Source organism: Nocardioides thalensis (assembly GCF_013410655.1).
GTDB classification, from domain to species: Bacteria; Actinomycetota; Actinomycetes; order Propionibacteriales; family Nocardioidaceae; genus Nocardioides; species Nocardioides thalensis.
Window position 1 is genome coordinate 420,071 of record NZ_JACCFP010000001.1, and the last position, 19,446, is coordinate 439,516.

General features: G+C 71.1%; 23 protein-coding genes and 3 tRNA genes. 21 read left to right on the forward strand and 5 right to left on the reverse strand.

Annotation, left to right across the window (positions count from 1 at the left end; translation table 11 throughout):
- Position 1 precedes the first annotated feature (1 nt).
- From HNR19_RS01995 to rpmG, 6 genes are all read left to right on the forward strand, one after another.
- The gene (locus HNR19_RS01995) at positions 2 to 964 is read left to right on the forward strand and encodes a pirin family protein (protein WP_343047008.1); all 963 of its coding nucleotides are present in this window, start codon (positions 2 to 4) and stop codon (positions 962 to 964) included.
- A 52-nt stretch (positions 965 to 1,016) separates the two neighbouring features.
- Positions 1,017 to 1,574, forward strand: a complete 558-nt coding sequence (locus HNR19_RS02000; protein ID WP_179666314.1) for a DNA-3-methyladenine glycosylase I — start codon at positions 1,017 to 1,019, stop codon at positions 1,572 to 1,574.
- Between the two features lie 9 nt (positions 1,575 to 1,583).
- Complete coding sequence (locus HNR19_RS02005) at positions 1,584 to 2,984, forward strand: amidase (RefSeq protein WP_179666315.1); 1,401 nt, start codon at positions 1,584 to 1,586, stop codon at positions 2,982 to 2,984.
- A gap of 62 nt (positions 2,985 to 3,046) precedes the next feature.
- Positions 3,047 to 3,119 (forward strand) — tRNA-Thr (locus tag HNR19_RS02010).
- A 53-nt stretch (positions 3,120 to 3,172) separates the two neighbouring features.
- Positions 3,173 to 3,246: transfer RNA gene (locus HNR19_RS02015), tRNA-Met, on the forward strand.
- A 50-nt stretch (positions 3,247 to 3,296) separates the two neighbouring features.
- Positions 3,297 to 3,467: a 50S ribosomal protein L33 gene (gene rpmG, locus HNR19_RS22475; RefSeq protein WP_110206760.1), complete on the forward strand. Its 171-nt coding sequence runs from the start codon at positions 3,297 to 3,299 to the stop codon at positions 3,465 to 3,467.
- Between the two features lie 91 nt (positions 3,468 to 3,558).
- On the opposite strand, the gene HNR19_RS02025 is transcribed toward rpmG, so the two are convergent.
- Complete coding sequence (locus HNR19_RS02025) at positions 3,559 to 4,581, reverse strand: hypothetical protein (protein WP_179666316.1); 1,023 nt, start codon at positions 4,579 to 4,581, stop codon at positions 3,559 to 3,561.
- Positions 4,582 to 4,624: 43 nt separating this feature from the next.
- Between HNR19_RS02025 and HNR19_RS02030 the strand changes: the two genes are divergently transcribed.
- From HNR19_RS02030 to HNR19_RS02040, 3 genes are read left to right on the forward strand one after another with little or no spacing between them, the layout of a single operon-like run.
- Complete coding sequence (locus tag HNR19_RS02030; RefSeq protein ID WP_179666317.1) at positions 4,625 to 5,038, forward strand: FAS1-like dehydratase domain-containing protein; 414 nt, start codon at positions 4,625 to 4,627, stop codon at positions 5,036 to 5,038.
- Entirely contained in the window at positions 5,035 to 5,430 is a 396-nt protein-coding gene (locus HNR19_RS02035; protein ID WP_179666318.1) for a MaoC/PaaZ C-terminal domain-containing protein, read from the forward strand. Before HNR19_RS02030 ends, HNR19_RS02035 begins: the two co-directional genes overlap by 4 nt.
- Positions 5,423 to 6,463 (forward strand): UDP-N-acetylmuramate dehydrogenase, encoded by a 1,041-nt coding sequence (locus HNR19_RS02040; RefSeq protein WP_179666319.1) that lies wholly within the window; start codon positions 5,423 to 5,425, stop codon positions 6,461 to 6,463. The genes HNR19_RS02035 and HNR19_RS02040 overlap by 8 nt, the downstream gene beginning before the upstream one ends.
- On the opposite strand, the gene HNR19_RS02045 is transcribed toward HNR19_RS02040, so the two are convergent.
- Both HNR19_RS02045 and HNR19_RS02050 read right to left on the reverse strand, forming a co-directional pair.
- Complete coding sequence (locus HNR19_RS02045) at positions 6,464 to 6,880, reverse strand: DUF4190 domain-containing protein (protein ID WP_179666320.1); 417 nt, start codon at positions 6,878 to 6,880, stop codon at positions 6,464 to 6,466.
- A complete protein-coding gene (locus HNR19_RS02050; RefSeq protein WP_179666321.1) occupies positions 6,877 to 7,917 on the reverse strand; it encodes an adenosine deaminase in 1,041 nt (346 codons plus the stop codon). The genes HNR19_RS02045 and HNR19_RS02050 overlap by 4 nt, the downstream gene beginning before the upstream one ends.
- A 179-nt stretch (positions 7,918 to 8,096) precedes the next feature.
- Between HNR19_RS02050 and HNR19_RS02055 the strand changes: the two genes are divergently transcribed.
- The 5 genes from HNR19_RS02055 (at position 8,097) to rplA (ending at position 10,715) form a co-directional block, all read left to right on the forward strand.
- Positions 8,097 to 8,169: transfer RNA gene (locus HNR19_RS02055), tRNA-Trp, on the forward strand.
- A 53-nt stretch (positions 8,170 to 8,222) separates the two neighbouring features.
- The gene (gene secE, locus HNR19_RS22275; protein WP_343047009.1) at positions 8,223 to 8,471 is read left to right on the forward strand and encodes a preprotein translocase subunit SecE; all 249 of its coding nucleotides are present in this window, start codon (positions 8,223 to 8,225) and stop codon (positions 8,469 to 8,471) included.
- A 62-nt stretch (positions 8,472 to 8,533) separates the two neighbouring features.
- A complete protein-coding gene (gene nusG / locus HNR19_RS02065) occupies positions 8,534 to 9,391 on the forward strand; it encodes a transcription termination/antitermination protein NusG (RefSeq protein WP_179666323.1) in 858 nt (285 codons plus the stop codon).
- 174 nt (positions 9,392 to 9,565) lie between these two features.
- Complete coding sequence (rplK, locus tag HNR19_RS02070) at positions 9,566 to 10,000, forward strand: 50S ribosomal protein L11 (RefSeq protein ID WP_179666324.1); 435 nt, start codon at positions 9,566 to 9,568, stop codon at positions 9,998 to 10,000.
- Between the two features lies 1 nt (position 10,001).
- Entirely contained in the window at positions 10,002 to 10,715 is a 714-nt protein-coding gene (rplA, locus tag HNR19_RS02075) for a 50S ribosomal protein L1 (protein ID WP_179666325.1), read from the forward strand.
- Positions 10,716 to 10,790: 75 nt separating this feature from the next.
- On the opposite strand, the gene HNR19_RS02080 is transcribed toward rplA, so the two are convergent.
- Both HNR19_RS02080 and HNR19_RS02085 read right to left on the reverse strand, forming a co-directional pair.
- Positions 10,791 to 12,071: an aspartate aminotransferase type Ic gene (locus HNR19_RS02080; RefSeq protein WP_179666326.1), complete on the reverse strand. Its 1,281-nt coding sequence runs from the start codon at positions 12,069 to 12,071 to the stop codon at positions 10,791 to 10,793.
- Positions 12,068 to 12,745: a TetR family transcriptional regulator gene (locus HNR19_RS02085; protein ID WP_179666327.1), complete on the reverse strand. Its 678-nt coding sequence runs from the start codon at positions 12,743 to 12,745 to the stop codon at positions 12,068 to 12,070. Before HNR19_RS02085 ends, HNR19_RS02080 begins: the two co-directional genes overlap by 4 nt.
- A 152-nt stretch (positions 12,746 to 12,897) precedes the next feature.
- Between HNR19_RS02085 and HNR19_RS02090 the strand changes: the two genes are divergently transcribed.
- From HNR19_RS02090 to HNR19_RS02120, 7 genes are all read left to right on the forward strand, one after another.
- Complete coding sequence (locus HNR19_RS02090; protein ID WP_179666328.1) at positions 12,898 to 14,601, forward strand: GMC family oxidoreductase; 1,704 nt, start codon at positions 12,898 to 12,900, stop codon at positions 14,599 to 14,601.
- Positions 14,598 to 15,143, forward strand: a complete 546-nt coding sequence (locus HNR19_RS02095; RefSeq protein ID WP_179666329.1) for a GXWXG domain-containing protein — start codon at positions 14,598 to 14,600, stop codon at positions 15,141 to 15,143. The genes HNR19_RS02090 and HNR19_RS02095 overlap by 4 nt, the downstream gene beginning before the upstream one ends.
- A 231-nt stretch (positions 15,144 to 15,374) precedes the next feature.
- A complete protein-coding gene (gene rplJ / locus HNR19_RS02100; protein ID WP_179666330.1) occupies positions 15,375 to 16,064 on the forward strand; it encodes a 50S ribosomal protein L10 in 690 nt (229 codons plus the stop codon).
- Positions 16,065 to 16,142: 78 nt separating this feature from the next.
- Positions 16,143 to 16,538 carry a 50S ribosomal protein L7/L12 gene (rplL, locus tag HNR19_RS02105; RefSeq protein WP_179666331.1) on the forward strand — a complete coding sequence of 132 codons (396 nt, stop codon included), beginning with the start codon at positions 16,143 to 16,145 and terminating at the stop codon, positions 16,536 to 16,538.
- Between the two features lie 313 nt (positions 16,539 to 16,851).
- Positions 16,852 to 17,814: an ABC transporter ATP-binding protein gene (locus HNR19_RS02110; RefSeq protein WP_179666332.1), complete on the forward strand. Its 963-nt coding sequence runs from the start codon at positions 16,852 to 16,854 to the stop codon at positions 17,812 to 17,814.
- A gap of 13 nt (positions 17,815 to 17,827) precedes the next feature.
- Positions 17,828 to 18,610: an MlaE family ABC transporter permease gene (locus tag HNR19_RS02115; RefSeq protein ID WP_179666333.1), complete on the forward strand. Its 783-nt coding sequence runs from the start codon at positions 17,828 to 17,830 to the stop codon at positions 18,608 to 18,610.
- A gap of 5 nt (positions 18,611 to 18,615) precedes the next feature.
- Positions 18,616 to 19,443 (forward strand): MlaE family ABC transporter permease, encoded by an 828-nt coding sequence (locus HNR19_RS02120; RefSeq protein ID WP_179666334.1) that lies wholly within the window; start codon positions 18,616 to 18,618, stop codon positions 19,441 to 19,443.
- Positions 19,444 to 19,446 lie beyond the last annotated feature (3 nt).

Genomic DNA, 19,446 nt, shown 5'->3' on the forward strand with positions numbered 1-19,446 from the left:
CGTGAGCAACCCGGAGGCGCGCCCGGACGAGATGGTCTGCACCGGCGCCGAGTCCACGACGGTCGAGATCATGACCCCGCGGGAGGTACCGCTCGGCGGACCGCGGGCGATGAGCGTCCGCCGTACCCTCCCGCAGCGCCAGCGCTCCCTGATCGGAGCCTGGTGCTTCCTCGACCACTACGGGCCCGACCCGGTCAGCGAGTCCGGCGGGATGACGGTCGCGCCGCACCCGCACACGGGGCTGCAGACGGTCAGCTGGCTGTTCCAGGGCGAGATCGAGCATCGCGACAGCGCCGGCAACCGGGCGATGGTGCTGCCGGGCGAGGTCAACCTGATGACCGCCGGCCACGGCATCAGCCACTCCGAGGTCTCGACGGCCGACACGACGGTCCTCCACGGCGCCCAGCTGTGGGTCGCCCTCCCCGACGCGGCCCGTGACACCGCGCCCGGCTTCGAGCACTACGCGCCCGACGAGGTCGCCGGCGACGGCTGGCGGGGCCGGGTGTTCCTCGGCTCGCTGCTCGGCCGTACGTCGCCGGTCGCGACGTTCACGCCGCTGCTCGGCGCAGAGATGGTGCTCGACCCGGGTGCCGTCCTCGACCTCGACGTGGACCCGACGTACGAGCACGGGGTCCTCGTCGACCTCGGCTCGGTGCGCGTCGCGGGCACCGACGCCTCCGCGAACGATCTCGCCTACGTCCCGCCCGGCGGCGACCGCCTCGCGCTGGAGGCCGGCGCGGAGGGTGCGCGGGTCCTCGTGCTCGGCGGGCCGCCGTTCGGCGAGGCGATCGTGATGTGGTGGAACTTCGTCGGGCGCACCCACGAGGAGGTCGTCGCCTACCGCGACGCCTGGCAGGCACAGGTGCCCGACCGCACCGACGGCCGGTTCGGGGTGACCGAGGGCGACCTCGACTGGATCCCGGCCCCGCCGCTGCCCAACGCGCGACTGCGGACGCGGAGCTGAGGCCTGCGGGCCGGCGTACCCGCCTGTCGGCGGGCTCGGCCACGATGGCCCCATGAATCCCTCGATCGGTGACGACGGCGTCGCCCGCTGCCCCTGGGCCGGCGGCCCGGGGCCGATGCGCGACTACCACGACAACGAGTGGGGCCTCCCGGTCGAGGGGGAGTCCGCCTACCTCGAGCGGCTCACCCTCGAGGCGTTCCAGTCCGGGCTGTCGTGGTCGACGATCCTCGCCAAGCGGCCCGCCTTTCGCGAGGCCTTCGCCGGTTTCGACGCCGACGCGATCGCGGCCTTCGACGACGCCGACGTCGAGCGGCTGATGGCCGACGCCCGCATCGTGCGCAACCGCCGCAAGATCGACGCGACCATCATCAACGCGCGGGCGACCGTGGCGCTGCGGGCAGACGGGGGTCTGGAGCAGCTCGTCCTGGGCTTCGCGCCCGAGCAGCCGCCGCCGCCGACCGCGACCACCTCGCCCGAGTCGGTGGCGCTGTCGAAGGCCCTCAAGAAGCGCGGCTTCGTCTTCGTCGGGCCGACCACGATGTTCGCCCTGATGCAGGCGATCGGCGTCTTCGACCCGCATCTTCCCGGCTGCCACCGCGCCGGTCGCTAACGTGCTCGCATGAAGAAGGTGCACGCGTTCGGCGACGACGCCCTCGGTGACCTCGACGCCGTCGGGCTGGTCGAGGCGCTCCACGGCGGCAAGGTCTCGGCGGCGGAGGTGGTCGAGGCCGCGATCAGCCGCACGGAGAAGGTGGCCGCGACGCTCAACCCGGTGGCGTTCCCGGCCTACGACCGGGCCCGCGCGGAGGCGCGCGACCCCCGGCCCGGCTACTTCTCCGGGGTGCCGACCTTCGTCAAGGACAACGTCGACGTCGCGGGCATGCCGACCATGCACGGCACCGACGCGTGGGACCCGCGCCCCGCCAAGCGCGACGGCGACTTCGCGCGGATGTACCTCGGCACCGGGCTCATCACGCTCGGCAAGGCGCAGCTGTCCGAGTACGGCTTCAGCGCGTCGGCCGAGCACCCGCGGCTCGGACCGGTCCGCTGCCCGTGGGACACCGACCACACGGCAGGCGCGTCCAGCTCCGGCTCCGCCGCGATGGTGGCGGCGGGCGCCGTACCTCTCGCCCACGCCAACGACGGCGGCGGCTCGATCCGGATCCCGGCGTCGGTCAACGGGCTGGTGGGGCTGAAGCCGACCCGGGCCCGGCTCGCGCAGGACAAGCAGTTCCGCGACATGCCGATCAAGATCGTCTCCGACGGCGTGCTGACCCGCAGCGTGCGCGACACGGCCGCGTTCCTCCGGGAGGCCGAGAAGATCTACCGGCCGCTCCACCTCCCGCCGATCGGCGACCTCACCCGCCCGGGCCGCAAGCGGCTCCGGGTCGGCCTCAACACCAGCGGCGTCGGTCGCGGCGCCGACAAGGAGACGACGGCGCTCACCGAGGAGACCGCCCGGCTGCTCGAGGACCTCGGGCACACAGTCGTCGAGGTCGAGGTGCCGGTGAAGCCGTCCTTCGCCGAGGACTTCGTCCTCTACTGGGGCTCGCTCTCGCTCGCGATGCTCGGTCCCGGCCGGCTCGTCCACGGCCGCAGCTGGCGTCGCGCCAGCCACGACAACCTCACCCTGGGGCTCGCCCGCCACGCGCTGCGCAACGCGCACCGGCTCCCCGGCACGATCGCGCGGCTCAAGCGCGCCGAGGGGCAGGCGGAGCACCTCTACGCCAAGTACGACGTCAGCCTCACGCCGGTGCTGGCGACCGAGACGCCGCGCGTCGGCCACCTCGACCCGACCCTGGACTACGAGACGATCATCGACCGCCTGCAGGACTGGGTGGCCTTCACGCCCTGGCAGAACGTGACCGGCGCGCCGGCCATCTCGCTGCCGCTCGCGACCACAGCCAACGGGCTCCCGCAGGGGATGATGTTCGGCGGCGCGCCGGGCCAGGAGGCAGCCCTGATCGAGCTCGCCTACGAGCTGGAAGAGGCCCGCCCCTTCGCGCGGATCCAGGACTGAGAACCCGCCCCTCGCCCCGATTTTTCTCGGGTGCCGGGGCGTGCGTATAGTTCTCCGTCGTTGCCCCTTTAGCTCAGTCGGCAGAGCGTCTCCATGGTAAGGAGAAGGTCTACGGTTCGATTCCGTAAAGGGGCTCTGGGAGCACGGGTGCCGCCACTGACCACCAGCTGGAGGGGCCTGGACCCCCTGGCGGGGTAGCTCAGGTGGTTAGAGCACACGGCTCATAATCGTGGTGTCGCGGGTTCGAGTCCCGCCCCCGCTACGCCAGATGACGCAGAAGCAACACACCAGTCAGACAAACAAGGACTTCCCGTGGCCAGCAAGAGCTCCGACGTTCGCCCCAAGATCACGCTCGCGTGCGTGGACTGCAAGGAGCGCAACTACATCACCAAGAAGAACCGGCGCAACGACCCCGACCGGCTCGAGCTGAAGAAGTTCTGCCCGCGCTGCCGGACGCACACCGCGCACCGCGAGACCCGCTGACCTTTTCGCCGAGTCGGCTCATCTTCACGCCCAGAGCGTGACGATGGGCCGACTCGCTGCATTTCCGGCGTGAAGATGAGCCGACTCGGCGTCACGGAACGCAGGGAGCCGGCTCCCACTCCGCGATCCCGCGCAGGTCGAACCGGGCGAGGGCCGGCACGACCGGCCGCCCGCCGTCGAGGAAGTACGGCGCACTGGTCGACTCGCTCACGACCCACAGCGACCGCCCGCTGACCGCCGCTCCCTCGGCGCCCGGGATGAAGCCGAGGTGGCTGCGGGGGCCGCCGTCGAGCATCCCGCAGCGCGTGGTCGAGCGGACGAACCAGACCTTCGCCGGGCCGCGACCCAGGTCGGCGTGGAACGCACCCTGTCCCCGCGCCGGCACCGGCTGCTCGCCGACAGCCAGGCCGGTGGTCACCTCGATCACCCCGGGCGCCAGCAGGTCGTCGGCGTCGAACCAGTGCATCCGGGTGGGCCGGTGCTCGGCGAAGCCGGCGAGCCCGATCCGGCCCGCGTCGTCATGCACCACGAACGAGCCCCACACGGGAAGCACGATCGCCCACGCGCGGATCGTCTCCAGGGTCTGCGGGTCCAGCAGCCACAGCCGCCGCTTCTCGGCCAGCCACAACCCGTGCTCGTCGCGGCTCAGGCCGCCGCCGTGGCGGCAGTCCACCGGGTCGCGGAACCCGATCTGCCCGCCGACCGGCGCCCGCTCGTCGAGCTTCCGTCCGGTCGCCAGGTCGACCTTCAGCACGCGGCAGTAGAGCGACCCGACCGCGCCGCCGCCGTCGTAGCCGCTCACCCACGCGGTGCCGCCCTCGACGACGAGTCCCTGCGGGACGAACTTCGTGCCGGTCCGCGGTAGCCACGCCGCTGCGCAGACGGCGTGGTCGTTGGGGAAGCCGTTCATCGGGCCGTCGACGTACGACGGCGGCCGGCCGGCGACCTCGTCGAATGCCACCGGCCCGCACCCGGCCGTCTTCGTGCCCGAGCCCGTGCCCGAGCCCGAGGGGCGGTCGGTCCCCGGCCCGTGGTCGGACTCGTCGGTCGAGCACGCGGCGAGCACCGGCAGGAGCAGCAGCGCGGCCACCAGGACCCGGGACCGCACCGACATGCCCGCGAACCTACCCAGCGGCCCGGGCACCTACGCTTGCCCCATGCCGACCGACCCGTCCGACGCAGAGTCGCTCGAGGGCCGCGAGTTCGCGGCGCGGGCGCCGTACACCGTGACCAGCGAGGCCGTCGCCGACTTCGCAGCCGCCACCGGCTGGGCCGGCGACCGGGTCCCGCCGACGTTCCCCATCGTGGTGGCCTTCCACGCGATGGCGGAGTTCATGGTCGCCGGGGGGCTCGACCTCAGCCGGGTCGTCCACGGCGACGAGAAGTTCGTCTACGAGCGGTCGATCGGGGTCGGTGACACCTTGTCAGCCGTGCTGACCGTCGACGGCGTGCGCCGAGTGCGCACCAACGACTTCTACAAGACGACGACGCTGATCACCGACGACACCGGCGCCCTGGTCTGTACGGCGACCGCGACCATCGTCCACCGCGACGTCGAGGACGCGGCATGACAGCGCTCGAGGCCGGCGCCGAGCTCGCGCCGCTGAGCTATCCCGTCACCCGCGCCGACCTGCGGGCCTACGCCGACGCGAGCGGCGACCCCAACCCGATCCACCTCGACCCCGAGGTCGCGGCCGCTGTCGGCCTGCCCGGCGTGATCGCGCACGGCATGCTCACCCTCGCGCTGGCCGCGCGCGCCGTCCGCGAGTGGACCGGCGACGCCGAGGTCGTCGAGCTCGGCGCCCGGTTCGCCGGGATGGTGGTGGTCCCCGACGAGGGCACGAGCCTCGAGCTGACCGGGAAGGTCGTCGACGTCGCCGACGGGCTCGCCACGATCTCGCTCACGGCGACCTGCGAGGGCGCCAAGGTGCTCGCGGCGCCCACGGCGGTCGTGCGTGTCTGAGCTGCTGGCCGACCACACGACGCTCCGCCTCGGCGGGCCGGCCCGTCGCTGGGTCCGGGCGACCACCGAGCAGGAGCTGGTCGCCGCCGTCGCCGAGGCCGACGACGCGGGTGAGCCGCTGCTCGTGCTCGGCGGCGGCAGCAACCTCGTCGTCGCCGACGAGGGCTTCGCGGGCACCGTCGTCGAGGTGGCGACCAGCGGCATCAGCGCCGACGCCGACAGCCCCGACGACCTCGCCTGCCTCGGCGCGGTGACGATCACCGCCGCCGCGGGCGAGAGCTGGGACGACCTCGTCGCCCTCGCGGTCGAGAAGGGCTGGGTCGGCATCGAGGCGCTCTCGGGCATCCCCGGCCTGGTCGGCGCGACCCCGATCCAGAACGTCGGCGCCTACGGCCAGGAGGTGTCCCAGACGATCGCCCGCGTCCGCACCTGGGACCGGCAGGCCCGCGCCCAGCGCACGTTCGCCGCGGAGGACTGCGGCTTCGGCTACCGCACCAGCCGGTTCAAGCAGGAGCCCGGCCGCTACGTCGTCCTCGAGGTGACGTTCCTGATGCGGCAGGCCACCCTCGGCGCGCCGGTGGCGTACGCCGAGCTCGCGCGCACGCTGGACGTGGAGCTCGGTGGCCGGGCGCCGATGACGGCGGTGCGCGAGGCCGTGCTCGGCCTGCGCGGCGGCAAGGGGATGGTGCTCGACGCCGGCGACCACGACACCTGGAGCGCCGGCTCGTTCTTCACCAACCCGTTCGTCGAGCCCGACGCCGTCCCGGAGGGCGCGCCGGCGTACCCCCAGCCGGACGGCCGGGTGAAGACCAGCGCCGCCTGGTTGATCGAGCGCGCCGGGTTCGGCAAGGGCTACGGGCTCGACCGCGGCCCGGTCGGCCTCTCGACCAAGCACACGCTGGCGCTCACCAACCGCGGCGGCGCCACGACCGAGGAGCTGCTCGCGCTCGCGCGCGAGGTGCGCGACGGCGTGCGGGCGGCGTACGGCATCGAGCTCGTCAACGAGCCCGTGCTCGTCGGCTGTGAGCTGTGATCAGCCCATCGTCGCGGCGCTGAACACGAACCCGTAGAAGGCGATCACCAGGATCGACGCCACGACCACCAGGCCCCCGAGCACGGTGCCGATGATGCTCGTGACCAGCCCGCCGACCGCGTTGCCGCGGTTCCCGTACTGCGCGGGCGCCGCGTCGATCTCGCGCCGCGCCTTGACCGCCTGCCAGATGCCGAACGGACCGATGACCGCGGCCAGTGAGCCGAGGAACAGGCACATGCAGCCGCCGATGACGGCCACCGCGATGCTGGTGATGCCGAGCACGAGCGAGGTCGTCGCGCCGCCGTGGTTGACGCCGTAGCCGTAGCCGTAGACCGGGTTCTGCGGCGCTGCGTAGGGCTGCTCGGGCTGGTGCGGCTGACCCGGCTGGTAGGGGTCGTACGGCGGCTGCTGGCTCACGAGCCGGAGCCTTCCCGATCCGCTCCCAGCCATGCGTCGATGTCCGCCAGCGCCCGCGTCACCAGGTCGGCCGGCGCGCGACTGGCGCGGAACGACATCCGAGCGAGCTCGGCGAGCTGCTCGTCGGACAGGTCGTGGGCGGCCCGCATCGTGGCGTACTGGCCGTTGAGGCGGGAGCCGAACAGCAACGGGTCGTCGGCGCCGAGCGCGACGGTCGCGCCCGCGTCGAGCAGGGCCGGCAGCGGCACCGACGTCAGGTCGGAGTAGACGCCGAGGGCGACGTTGGACACCGGGCACACCTCGAGCGCGATGCCTTCGTCGACGATCCGCTTCAGCAGGTCGGGGTCCTCCGCCGAGCGCACCCCGTGGCCGAGCCGGTGCGCGTGCAGCGCGTCGAGACACGTCCGCACGTGCTCGGGCCCGCGCAGCTCGCCGCCGTGCGGCGCCAGCAGCAGGCCGGCGCGCTCGGCGATCGCGAACGCGTGCTCGAACTCCACCGTCGACCCGCGCCGCTCGTCGTTGGACAGCCCGAAGCCGACGACGCCGCGGTCGACGTACTGCGCCGCCAGCCGCGCGAGCGTCCGCGCGTCGAGCGGGTGCCGGGTGCGGTTGGCGGCGATCACGACCGCCATGCCGAGACCGGTGCGCCCGGAGGCGTCGCGCACGGCGTCGAGGACCAGGTCGGTGAACGCGCTGATCCCGCCGAAGCGGGCGCCGTAGCCGCTCGGGTCGACCTGGATCTCCAGCCAGCGGCCCCCGTCGCGCACGTCGTCCTCGGCAGCCTCGAGCACCAGCCGCCGTACGTCGCCCTCGGTGCGCAGCACCGACCGCGCCACGTCGTAGAGCCGCTGGAAGCGGAACCAGCCCTTCTCGTCGGCCGCCGACAGCTGGGGCGGCCACTCGCTGACGAGCTGGTCGGGCAGCGAGATCCCGTCGCGCTCGGCGAGCTCGAGGAGCGTGCCGTGGCGCATCGACCCGGTGAAGTGCAGGTGGAGGTGGGCCTTGGGCAAGGTCTCCAGCGACCGCGGTTCACTCATGGTCGGCTCATCGTAGGGGGACGCACCATGCCCGAGGGTGGCCCGGCGGTGGACCGGGCTTTGGTCCGCTTGGCCCGGGGTGCGTAGACTCCTGCCTTGGTGGCTTTCCCTGACGGTGAGTCGCGCCCTCGCGCAGGTCCTCGGACCGGTGGGGACGTGGAGACCGGGAAGGCTGTCGGAGGGCACTAGCTCAACTGGCAGAGCATCGGTCTCCAAAACCGAAGGTTGGGGGTTCAAGTCCCTCGTGCCCTGCGAGACAACACAGCGAGACAAGACAGACCGACGAGAAGTAAGAGGTGAACGACGTGGCTGAGGCACCCGCTGTCAGCGGTGACCGCAAGCCGGCGCCCGAGAAGCGCACCGGTCCGGTGACCTTCTACCGCCAGGTCGTCGCCGAGCTGCGCAAGGTGGTCTACCCGACCCGCGAGCAGCTCTGGACCTACTTCCTCGTGACGATGGTCTTCGTGCTCGTGATGATCGCGATCGTGTCGCTGCTCGACCTGGGTCTGGGCAAGCTGGCCTTCGAGGTCTTCACCGGCGCGACCGAGGTCTGACGCCCGGTCGGTCCGCCCCGGCGGACTCCGGTTCCTACCAGCAAAGCGATGGAGTAGCAGCAGTGTCGGAGCAGTACGACGCGCCCGTCGAGGACGTCACCGCCGAGGGTGCCCTCGAGACCGAGCCGACCGCCGAGGTCGCCTCCGACGACGTCGAGGTGGCTGCGGACGACGTGGCCGAGACCGAGGCCGTCGACACTGAGGCGACCGCCGGCGAGGCACCGGTCGACGAGGCACCGGTCGACGAGGCACCGGTCGACGAGGCGCCCGTCGACGAGGCGCCCGCTGAGGAGCTCGACCCGCTCGAGGAGTTCCGCCGCGAGCTGTGGGCCAAGCCGGGCGACTGGTACGTCGTGCACACCTACTCCGGCATGGAGAAGAAGGTCAAGCAGAACCTCGAGAACCGTGTTCACTCGCTGAACATGGAGGACTACATCCACGAGATCGTGGTCCCCACCGAGGACGTTGCGGTCATCAAGAACGGCCAGCGCAAGCTGGTCAACCAGACCAAGTACGCCGGCTACGTGCTCGTGCGGATGGACCTGACCGACGAGTCCTGGTCCGCCGTCCGCCACACGCCGTCGGTCACCGGCTTCGTCGGCCCCAGCCACCAGCCCGTGCCGCTGAGCATGAGCGAGGTCGAGGACATGCTCGCCCCCGCCGCCAGCGTGCTCGCCGCCGCCGCGGAGACCGAGACCGCCGCCGAGGGCGGCAAGGCCGCGCCCGCCGCCAAGAAGCCGATCGAGGTCGCCGACTTCGGCGAGGGCGACTCGGTCATGGTCGTCGACGGCCCGTTCGCCACGCTGCACGCCACGATCACCGAGATCAACGCCGAGGCCCAGCGCGTCAAGGCGCTCGTCGAGATCTTCGGCCGCGAGACCCCGGTCGAGCTTTCCTTCAATCAGGTTCAGAAGGTCTGAGGCCCGCGGCGTCTCTCGAAACCCGATCAGGTTCGCTCGAGACCAGGTCGAGGCACGCCGCGGATTCGCCGTACGAGCGAAATCTCCGCACAATAGACAGGTTGCCCGTCAGGGCGACGGTGGCAGAGGGCCGGCATGCCCTCGTCATGACCACGAGAAGAGAAGAGGAAACCCATGCCTCCCAAGAAGAAGGTCGCTGCACTCGTCAAGGTGCAGCTCCAGGCCGGCGCGGCCACCCCGGCGCCGCCGGTCGGTACGGCGCTCGGTCCGCACGGCGTCAACATCATGGACTTCTGCAAGGCCTACAACGCCCAGACCGAGTCCATGCGCGGCAACGTGATCCCCGTCGAGATCACCATCTACGAGGACCGCAGCTTCGACTTCATCACCAAGACCCCGCCGGCCGCCGAGCTGATCAAGAAGGCCGCCGGTCTCAAGAAGGGCTCGGGCGTCCCGCACAAGGAGAAGGTCGGCAAGCTGACCAAGGACCAGGTGCGCGAGATCGCCCAGACCAAGCTCCCCGACCTCAACGCCAACGACATCGACGCGGCGATGAAGATCGTCGAGGGCACCGCCCGCTCCATGGGCGTCACGACGGAGGGGAACTGACATGCAGCGCAGCAAGACCTACCGCGCGGCCGCTGAGCAGTTCGACAAGAACGAGCTCTACGCCCCGCTGGCCGCGATCAAGATCGCGAAGAACGGCAGCAAGAAGAAGTTCGACGAGACCGTCGACGTCGTGATGCGCCTGGGTGTCGACCCGCGCAAGGCGGACCAGATGGTGCGCGGCACCGTCAACCTGCCCCACGGCACCGGCAAGACGGCCCGCGTCCTCGTGTTCGCCAACGCCGACAAGGCCGAGGCCGCCCGCGAGGCCGGCGCCGACCACGTCGGTGGCGACGAGCTCATCGAGAAGGTCAACGGCGGCTGGACCGACTTCGACGCGGTCGTCGCGACCCCCGACATGATGGGCAAGGTCGGCCGCCTCGGCCGCGTGCTCGGCCCCCGCGGCCTCATGCCGAACCCGAAGACCGGCACGGTCACGCCCGACCCGGCGAAGGCCGTCACCGACATCAAGGGCGGCAAGATCGAGTTCCGGGTCGACCGGCACGCCAACCTGCACTTCATCATCGGCAAGGCGTCCTTCACCGAGACCGCGCTCGCGGAGAACTACGCCTCCGCGCTCGAGGAGGTGCTGCGGCTCAAGCCCGCCAGCTCCAAGGGCCGCTACATCAAGAAGATCACCGTCTCCACGACCATGGGCCCCGGCGTCCAGGTCGACCCCAACCGCACCAAGAACGTCGCGGTCGAGGACGAGGCCTGATCAGCGCCTGATCCACGGCTGACGCAAGCGGCGCCCGCCACCCGTGAGGGTGGCGGGCGCCGCTGCGTTGTGGCCTCAGGAGGAGGCGAGCTTTTCGACGGCGGCGAGCTCGACGCAGACCGCCACCCCGGCCATCGCGGTCTCGACCTCGGCCAGCGTGGGGAACGTCGGCGCGAGGCGGATGTTGCGGTCGCGCGGGTCGTTGCCGTGCGGGAACGCCGAGCCGGCGGGCGTCAGCGCGATGCCGGCCTCCTTCGCGAGCTCGACCACCCGCGACGCGGTGCCGTCGAGCACATCGAGGTCGACGAAGTAGCCGCCCGTCGGCTTGCTCCATGTGGCGATGTCGAGGCCGGTGAGCCGCGACGACAGCGCCTGGTCGACCGCGGCGAACTTCGGTGCGATCAGGGCGCGGTGCTTCTGCATGTGCGCCCGCACCCCGTCGGCGTCGCCGAAGAACTCCACGTGGCGCAGCTGGTTGACCTTGTCGGGGCCGATCGCGGCGAAATTGAGGCGCTGGAGGTACCACGCCTTGTTCTCCGCGGACGCGGCGAGCGCGGCGACGCCGGCGCCGGCGAACGTGATCTTGGACGTCGAGGCGAACATGATCGGCCGGTTGGGGTTGCCGGAGACCGCGGCGAGGCCGAGGGCGTCGGCGCTCTTGGTCTCCTGGTCGGTGAGGTGGTGCACGGCGTACGCGTTGTCCCAGAGGATGCGGAAGTCCGGCGCCGCGGTCGGCATCGCCATCAGCTCGGCGGCCACCTCGGTGGAGCACACCGCTCCCGTCGGGTTGGCGTACGTCGGGACGATCCACATGCCCTTGACCGACGGGTCGTCGGCGACGAGCGCCTTCACCTGGGCGACGTCGGGCCCGTCGGCGTGCATGTCGACGGTCACCATCTCGATGCCCAGCTCGGCGAGCATCGTGAAGTGCCGGTCGTAGCCAGGGACCGGGCACACGAACTTGACCGTCTCCTCCTGCGACCAGGGGCGCGGGGAGTCGGGGCCGCCCTTGAGCAGCATCCAGGTGACGACCTGGTACATCATCGACAGGCTCGAGTTGCCGCCCGCGACCACCTGGCCGGGGTCGATCCCGAGCAGGTCGGCGAAGATCTCGCGCATCTCCGGGAGCCCCTCCAGGCCGCCGTAGTTGCGCACGTCGGTGCCCGTCCGGTTGCTGTGGCCGGTCGGGAGCCGCAGCAGCGCCTCGGACAGGTCGAGCTGGTCGGCGCCCGGCTTGCCGCGGGTGAGGTCGAGCTTGAGCTCCTGCTCCTTCAGCCACGTGTAGTCGGCCCGGAGGTCGGTGAGGCGCTCGGCGAGCTGGTCGGCGGAGAGGGACGTCAGGGCGGTCTTCGTCACGGGGTCATCGTGCCACCGGGCGGCAGGAGCTCGCTCAGCGACCGGCCGCCGAGCAGCTCGTCGGCCGGCAGCACGCCCGCGAGCACGGCGAGCGCCCGCTTCCAGCGGCGGAGCACGGCCTCGCGGCTGCCGGCGCTCGAGGACAGCATCGTCGCCAGGGACAGGCCGGTCAGCAGGTCGACGGTGAACTCCACGAGCGTCTCCACGCGGGGGTCGGAGGTGTAGGGCTCACCGAGCGTCTCGGCGTACAGCTCGCGCATCGCGGCGAACAGCCGGTCCTGCTCCGGCACCAGCGTCGCCCGCAGCTCGGCGTCGGTGCGCGCGGCGACCCAGAGCTCGAGCGCGGCGAAGAAGATCGGGCTGGAGAGGTCGCGCCAGGCCAGGTCGACGACCGCCTGCATCCGGCCGGGGCCGGGCGCGATCAGCGCGGCCTCCTCGCGGAACCGGCTGATCCGCGTGTCCACCAGGTGCGACATCGCCCCGACGATCAGCTGCGCGCGCGTGGGGAAGTGGTGCTGGATGGTGCCCCGCGCCAGGCCCGAGCGCTGCTGGACCTCCGACACGGTCGTCGCGGTGTAGCCGCGCTCCAGCAGGCAGTCGGCCGTGCAGTCGAGGATCCGGCCGCGCGTCGCCGTACGGCGCTCTGCCTGGGTGCGGCGGGGACGGCTGGACACCTCGCAAACGTACGGCGTGACGGTAAACAGGGTCAATCGAGCGCGCCTGCCGGTGCGTGATCAGCCCTTGACGAAGGAGACCGGGATGGCCGAACCTGGAAACCGTATGCAGTGACGGTTTGTCCGACCTTCCGATGCGAGGTGGTGCCCTCATGGCCCGAGACGACTACGACTACGACGTGCTGGTCGTCGGCTCCGGGTTCGGCGGCAGCGTCGCCGCGCTCCGCCTGACCGAGAAGGGGTACGCCGTGGGCGTGCTCGAGGCGGGGCGGCGCTGGGAGGCCGGCGACCTGCCGAGGACGAACTGGAACCTGCGGAAGTCGATCTGGGCGCCGCGGCTCGGGATGACCGGACCGCAGCGGATCAGCGTGCTCGGCAAGTGCCTGGTGTTCAGCGGCTCCGGGGTGGGCGGCGGGTCCCTGATCTACGGCAACACGCTCTACGAGCCGCTTCCGGCGTTCTACACCGATCGCGCCTGGGCGCACATCACCAACTGGCGCGCCGAGCTCGCGCCCTACTACGACCAGGCCAAGCGGATGCTGGGCGTCGAGACCAACCCGCGGATCGGGCCCAAGGACGAGGTGCTGCTGTCGATCGCCACCGACCTCGGCGTCGCCGACACGTTCCACCGCACCGACGTGGGCGTGTTCTTCAACGAGGGAAACGAGGGCGTCGAGGTCGACGACCCCTACTTCGGCGGCGCGGGCCCGCGCCGGCGCGGCTGCATCCACTGCTCGGAGTGCATGACCGGCTGCAAGCACAACGCCAAGAACACCACGACGACCAACTACCTCTACCTCGCCGAGCGCAACGGGGCCGAGGTGCACGAGCTGACCACCGTGACGTCGGTCGCCCCCGACGGCCGCGGCGGTTACGTCGTCGAGACCGAGCGGTCCGACGGCTGGCTCCGCAAGCGGCGCCGTACCTTCACCGCCCAGCAGGTGGTCCTCGCCGCCGCCGCGCTCGGCACCCAGAAGCTCCTCCACCGGATGCGCGAGGATGGCACCCTGCCGGCGCTCTCGCCGCGGATCGGCGAGCTCACCCGCAGCAACTCCGAGGCGATCATCGGCGTCACCGCCAAGGACCGCTACGACCTCTCCCAGGGGGTCGCGATCAGCTCGTCGATCCACCCGGAGCCGGAGACCCACGTCGAGGTGGTGGGCTACGGCAAGGGCCACAACGCGATGTTCCTCCAGACCGTGCCGATGGTCGACGGCGGCGCGTTCCGCGCGCTCCGACTGCTCCTCACGTGCCTGCTCCATCCGCTGCGCTTCCTCCGCACGCAGAACCCGCGCCGGGCGTCGGAGAAGTCCGTGATCCTGCTGGTGATGCAGTCGCTGGACAACTCGCTGACCTCCTACCTCAAGCGGGGCCGGCTGGTGACCAAGCAGGGGTCGGGGGAGCCCAACCCGTCCTGGATCCCCCTCGCCCACGACATCGCCCGCCGCTGGGAGAAGAAGGTGGACGGCGTCGCCGGCGGGGTCGTCACCGACGCGTTCAACATCCCCGCCACCGCGCACTACATCGGCGGCTGCACGATCGGCGAGACGCCGCGCGACGGGGTCGTCGACCCCTACCAGCGGGTGCACGGCTACCCCGGCCTCCACGTCGCCGACGGCAGCGCCATCACGGCCAACCTCGGCGTCAACCCGTCGCTCACCATTACCGCCCAGGCCGAGCGAGCGATGGCCTTCTGGCCCAACAAGGGCGAGCCCGACCCGCGGCCCGAGCCCGGTACGGCGTACCGCCCCGTCGCACCGGTGCCGCCGCGCCGTCCGGTCGTGCCCGCCACCGCGCCGGCCGCGCTGCGGCTGCCCGGCGGCCCCGCCGTCGAGCCGGTGGGTGGTACGTCGTGACCGCCACGACGACACGCGACCGCCTCGCGGCGCTCGAGCCGGCCTGCTCGCTCGCGGACGCGCTGGCCCTCTACGACGACCTGCCCGCCGTCGCGCCCTCCGACATCCGCGGCACCTGGCGCGGGCGCGAGCTGCGCACCGGCCACCCGATGGACGGACTCCTCGAGGCGACGGGCTGGTACGGCAAGCGGTTCGACGACGAGGAGTCGGTCCACCCGCTCCTGTTCTCGACCGCGTCGGGCGAGGTCGTCTCCGTCGACCCGCGCCGGGTGCCGATGGGCCTCGCCGGCCGGATCCCTCCCGCGGCCGTGGCCCGGGCCCGGTTCGCCGTCGACCTGCTGCGCCCCGCACTGCGGACCCGCCGGCCGCGGGCGCGGCTGCGGGCCGTCGAGAAGCGCGGGGTGGTGACCGCGGCGATGGTCTACGACCACCTGCCGATCATCGACTTCTTCCGCCGCGTCGACGACGACACCCTGCTCGGCCTGATGGACCTGCGCACCCACCCGCAGCCCTACCTCTTCGTGCTCGCCCGCGACCGCTGACGATTTGGCCCCGGCGCGCCCGGGTCCTACAGTTCTTCCTGAAACCAGAGACCGCCGGTCGTCGGCTGCTCACGCAGACCGACCGAAGGCGCCGCAGACGCGGACGGCCAGCGCAGGGGACAGAGCAAGCACCGGTACGCCGGTCCACGCCCTGAGCGCCTGCGCTCGGGGCGTTCGTCGTCTCGGGCCCGAAACGGCCGGGGTCTCTTCGAAGATGAGAGAAGGAGACCCATGGCGCGGGCAGACAAGCAGGCCGCCGTCGCGGAGATCGCTGAGTCCTTCAGCGAGTCCGCTGGCGCTGTGCTGACCGAGTACCGCGGTCTCACCGTCAAGGAGCTGCAGGACCTTCGCCGCTCCCTCGGTGCGAACGCCAACTACGCCGTGGTCAAGAACACGCTGGCCAAGATCGCCGCCAAGGAGGCGGGGATCGACGGCTTCGACGACCTGCTCACCGGCCCGACCGCGATCGCCTTCATCAAGGGCGACGTCGTCGAGGCGGCGAAGGGTCTGCGTGACTTTGCCAAGGCCAACCCCACCCTGGTCATCAAGGGTGGAGTTCTGGACGGCAAGGCGCTCGAGCCGGCCGAGATCGCCAAGCTGGCGGACCTCGAGTCGCGCGAGGTGCTCCTCGGCAAGCTGGCGGGCGCGATGCTCGCCTCGCTGAGCCAGGCCGTCTACCTCCTCAACGCCCCGCTCGCCCAGGCCGCCCGGCTCGCCGGCGCCCTGGAGGCGAAGGCGCAGGAGGACCCCTCGATCCTCGCGGGTGGTGCCGGTACGCCGGTCGCCGCCGAGGAGGCCCCGGAGGCAGCGGCCGAGCCCGCCGCCGACGAGGCACCCGCTGACGAGGCTCCCGCCGCAGAGGAGACCGCTGAGCCGGTCGCCGCTGAGGCCGCCTCCGAAGGCGACACCACCGAGGCCTGAGCGGCCCCGGACCACACCACCTGAAACCCGACCGGCCCTACGACGACCACGGACCGGTCACCAAGAAAGGAAGCCATCATGGCGAAGCTCAGCACCGACGAGCTGCTCGACGCGTTCAAGGAGATGACGCTGATCGAGCTGTCCGAGTTCGTGAAGCAGTTCGAGGAGACCTTCGGCGTCACCGCCGCTGCTCCGGTTGCCGTTGCCGCTGCCCCGGCCGCCGGTGGCGCTGCCGGTGGCGACGCCGCCGCCGCTGCCGACCAGGACGAGTTCGACGTCATCCTCGAGGCCGCTGGTGACAAGAAGATCAACGTCATCAAGGAGGTGCGCGCCCTGACCTCCCTCGGTCTGAAGGAGGCCAAGGACCTCGTCGAGGGTGCCCCGAAGCCGATCCTCGAGAAGGCCACCAAGGAGGCCGCTGACAAGGCGAAGGAGGCCCTCGAGGCCGCCGGCGCCACCGTCACGGTCAAGTGACCTGAACGGCTGCGGTACGCCGTACCGCAGCCCGACCGTCCGAGGGCGGGCTCCCGTGAGGGGGTCCGCCCTCGACACGTTTGCGGACGAAGGGGTTTCCCGAGGAAACGATGTGGTCTCGTTCCTCGGCGCCCGGGTGACGCGTGACACGGTTTCCACGTAACCTGCCCTCGGCGTGAGCGTTGTTACTGCGCAGTGACTTAGCAGTGACTGACCAATGACGACGTGGACGCGCCGCCTAACCACCGGCCGCTGTCCATGGGTCCTGGCCACGAGGGTCAGCACGGCGCTGGGCAGCAACGAGGGAGTTCATATGGGCGTCGACGTAGCGGTGACCAACCTGACGAAGCAGTTCGGCAAGCAGCTGATCTGGAAGGGCGTGACGCTGACCCTTCCCGCTGGGGAGATCTCGGTCATGCTCGGCCCGTCCGGCACCGGCAAGTCGGTCTTCCTCAAGGCCCTGATCGGCCTGATCAAGCCCGACGAGGGCTCGATCATGATCGAGGGCACCGACATCGCCTCCTGCTCGGAGAAGGACCTCTACGAGGTCCGCAAGCTCTTCGGCGTGCTGTTCCAGGACGGCGCGATGTTCGGCTCGATGAACCTCTACGACAACGTCGCCTTCCCGCTGCGCGAGCACACCCGCAAGAGCGAGTCCGAGATCCGCGACATCGTCATGGAGAAGATGGACCTGGTCGGTCTGCTCGGCGCGGAGATGAAGCTCCCGGGCGAGATCTCCGGCGGTATGCGCAAGCGGGCCGGCCTCGCCCGCGCGCTGGTCCTCGACCCCGAGATCCTCCTGATCGACGAGCCCGACTCCGGCCTCGACCCGGTGCGCACGTCGTTCATCAACCAGCTCTTCGTCGACCTCAACGCGCAGATCGACGCGACCTTCCTGATCGTCACGCACGACATCCACTCGGTCCGGATCGTGCCCGACCAGATCGGCCTGCTCTACCACAAGCACCTCGCCATGTACGGCCCGCGCGAGATGCTGCTCTCGTCCGACACCCCGGTCGTGCGCCAGTTCCTCAACGCGCAGACGATCGGCCCGATCGGCATGTCCGAGGAGAAGGACGCCGACCAGCTCGCGGCCGAGAAGGACCTCGACCTGCCGCCCATCCCGCCGATCCCGCTCCAGCTCGAGCCCTCCAACGGCATCCCGCGCCGTGCCCAGCGGCCGCCGGGCGAGTGGTGCCGCCTCAATGGTGTGACGCCGCCTCCGGGCTCGTTCACCAAGGACGCGGAGCACGCGAGCGGTAGCCAGCAGGCGTGAGGTAACGACCCCCATGTCCTCGACGGCGGCGCGGCTCCTCGCCCCCGTCGGGACCGCCGGCACGCTGTTCGCCTTCGGTCTCGACGTGGCACGGGGACTCTTCAGGCGACCCTTCCAGCTGCGCGAGTTCCTCCAGCAGGCCTGGTTCATCGCATCGGTCACGATCATCCCGACGGCTCTCGTCGCGATCCCGTTCGGTGCGGTCATCGCCCTCCAGGTGGGCGGCCTGATCAAGCAGTTCGGCGCGCAGTCGTTCACCGGCTCCGCCTCCGTGCTGGCCGTCATCCAGCAGGCGGCGCCGATCGGCACCGCCCTGCTGATCGCCGGTGCCGGCGGCTCGGCCATCGCCGCCGACCTCGGCGCGCGCAAGATCCGCGAAGAGCTCGACGCGATGATGGTGCTCGGCATCGACCCGATCCAGCGCCTGGTCGTGCCCCGCGTGCTCGCCTGCATGCTCGTCGCCGTCTTCCTCAACGGCATGGTGAGCGTCATCGGCGTGGCCGGCGGCTACGCGTTCAACGTCGTCCTCCAGGACGGCACACCCGGTGCCTACCTGGCCAGCTTCACCGCCCTCGCGCAGCTCTCCGACGTCTGGATCGGCCTGATCAAGGCGCTCGTGTTCGGTCTCATCGCCGCGATCGTGGCGTCCTACAAGGGCATGAACGCCAAGGGCGGCCCGAAGGGCGTCGGCGACGCGGTCAACGAGTCCGTCGTCATCACGTTCCTGCTCCTGTTCGTCGTCAACTTCGTGCTCAGCACGATCTACGTCGAGCTCGTCCCAGCGAAGACAGGGTGAGTGCGATGGCGAACGTGAAGGCGATCTACGAGAAGCCGCTGAAGGGTCTCGACACCCTCGGCGAGGAGCTCTCGTTCTACATCGGCGTGGTCCGCGCGATCCCGCGCTCGGTGACGCACTACCCCAAGGAGATCCTGCGGCTGCTCGCGGAGATCACCCTCGGCACCGGTGCCCTCGCGGTCATCGGCGGCACCGTCGGCGTCATCCTCGGCATGACGTTCTTCACCGGCGCCCAGGTCGGCCTCTCCGGCTACGCCGCCCTCGACCAGCTCGGCACCTCGGCGTTCGCCGGGTTCGTGTCGGCCTACTTCAACACCCGCGAGATCGCGCCCCTCGTGGCCGGCATCGCGCTCGCGGCCACCGTCGGCTGCGGGTTCACGGCCCAGCTCGGCGCGATGCGGATCTCCGAGGAGGTCGACGCGCTGGAGGTCATGGCGATCCCGTCGATGCCGTTCCTCGTCGCCACCCGGGTCGTCGGCGGGCTGATCGCGATCATCCCGCTGTACGTCGTTGCGCTGCTCTCGTCGTACCTCGCGAGCAGACTCGTGGTGCTCACGTTCTTCGGGCAGTCAGCGGGCACCTACGACCACTACTTCTGGCAGTTCCTGCCACCCGGCGACGTGTTGTGGTCGTTCGGCAAGGTCTTGGTGTTCTCCGTGACCGTGATCCTGATCCACTGCTACCACGGCTACACGGCGTCCGGCGGCCCGGCGGGCGTCGGCACGGCCGTGGGCCGAGCCGTCCGGACGAGCATCGTGGCGGTCAACGTGATCGACCTCTTCCTCTCGATGGCGATCTGGGGCACCACCACGACGGTGAGGCTGGCAGGGTGAGCG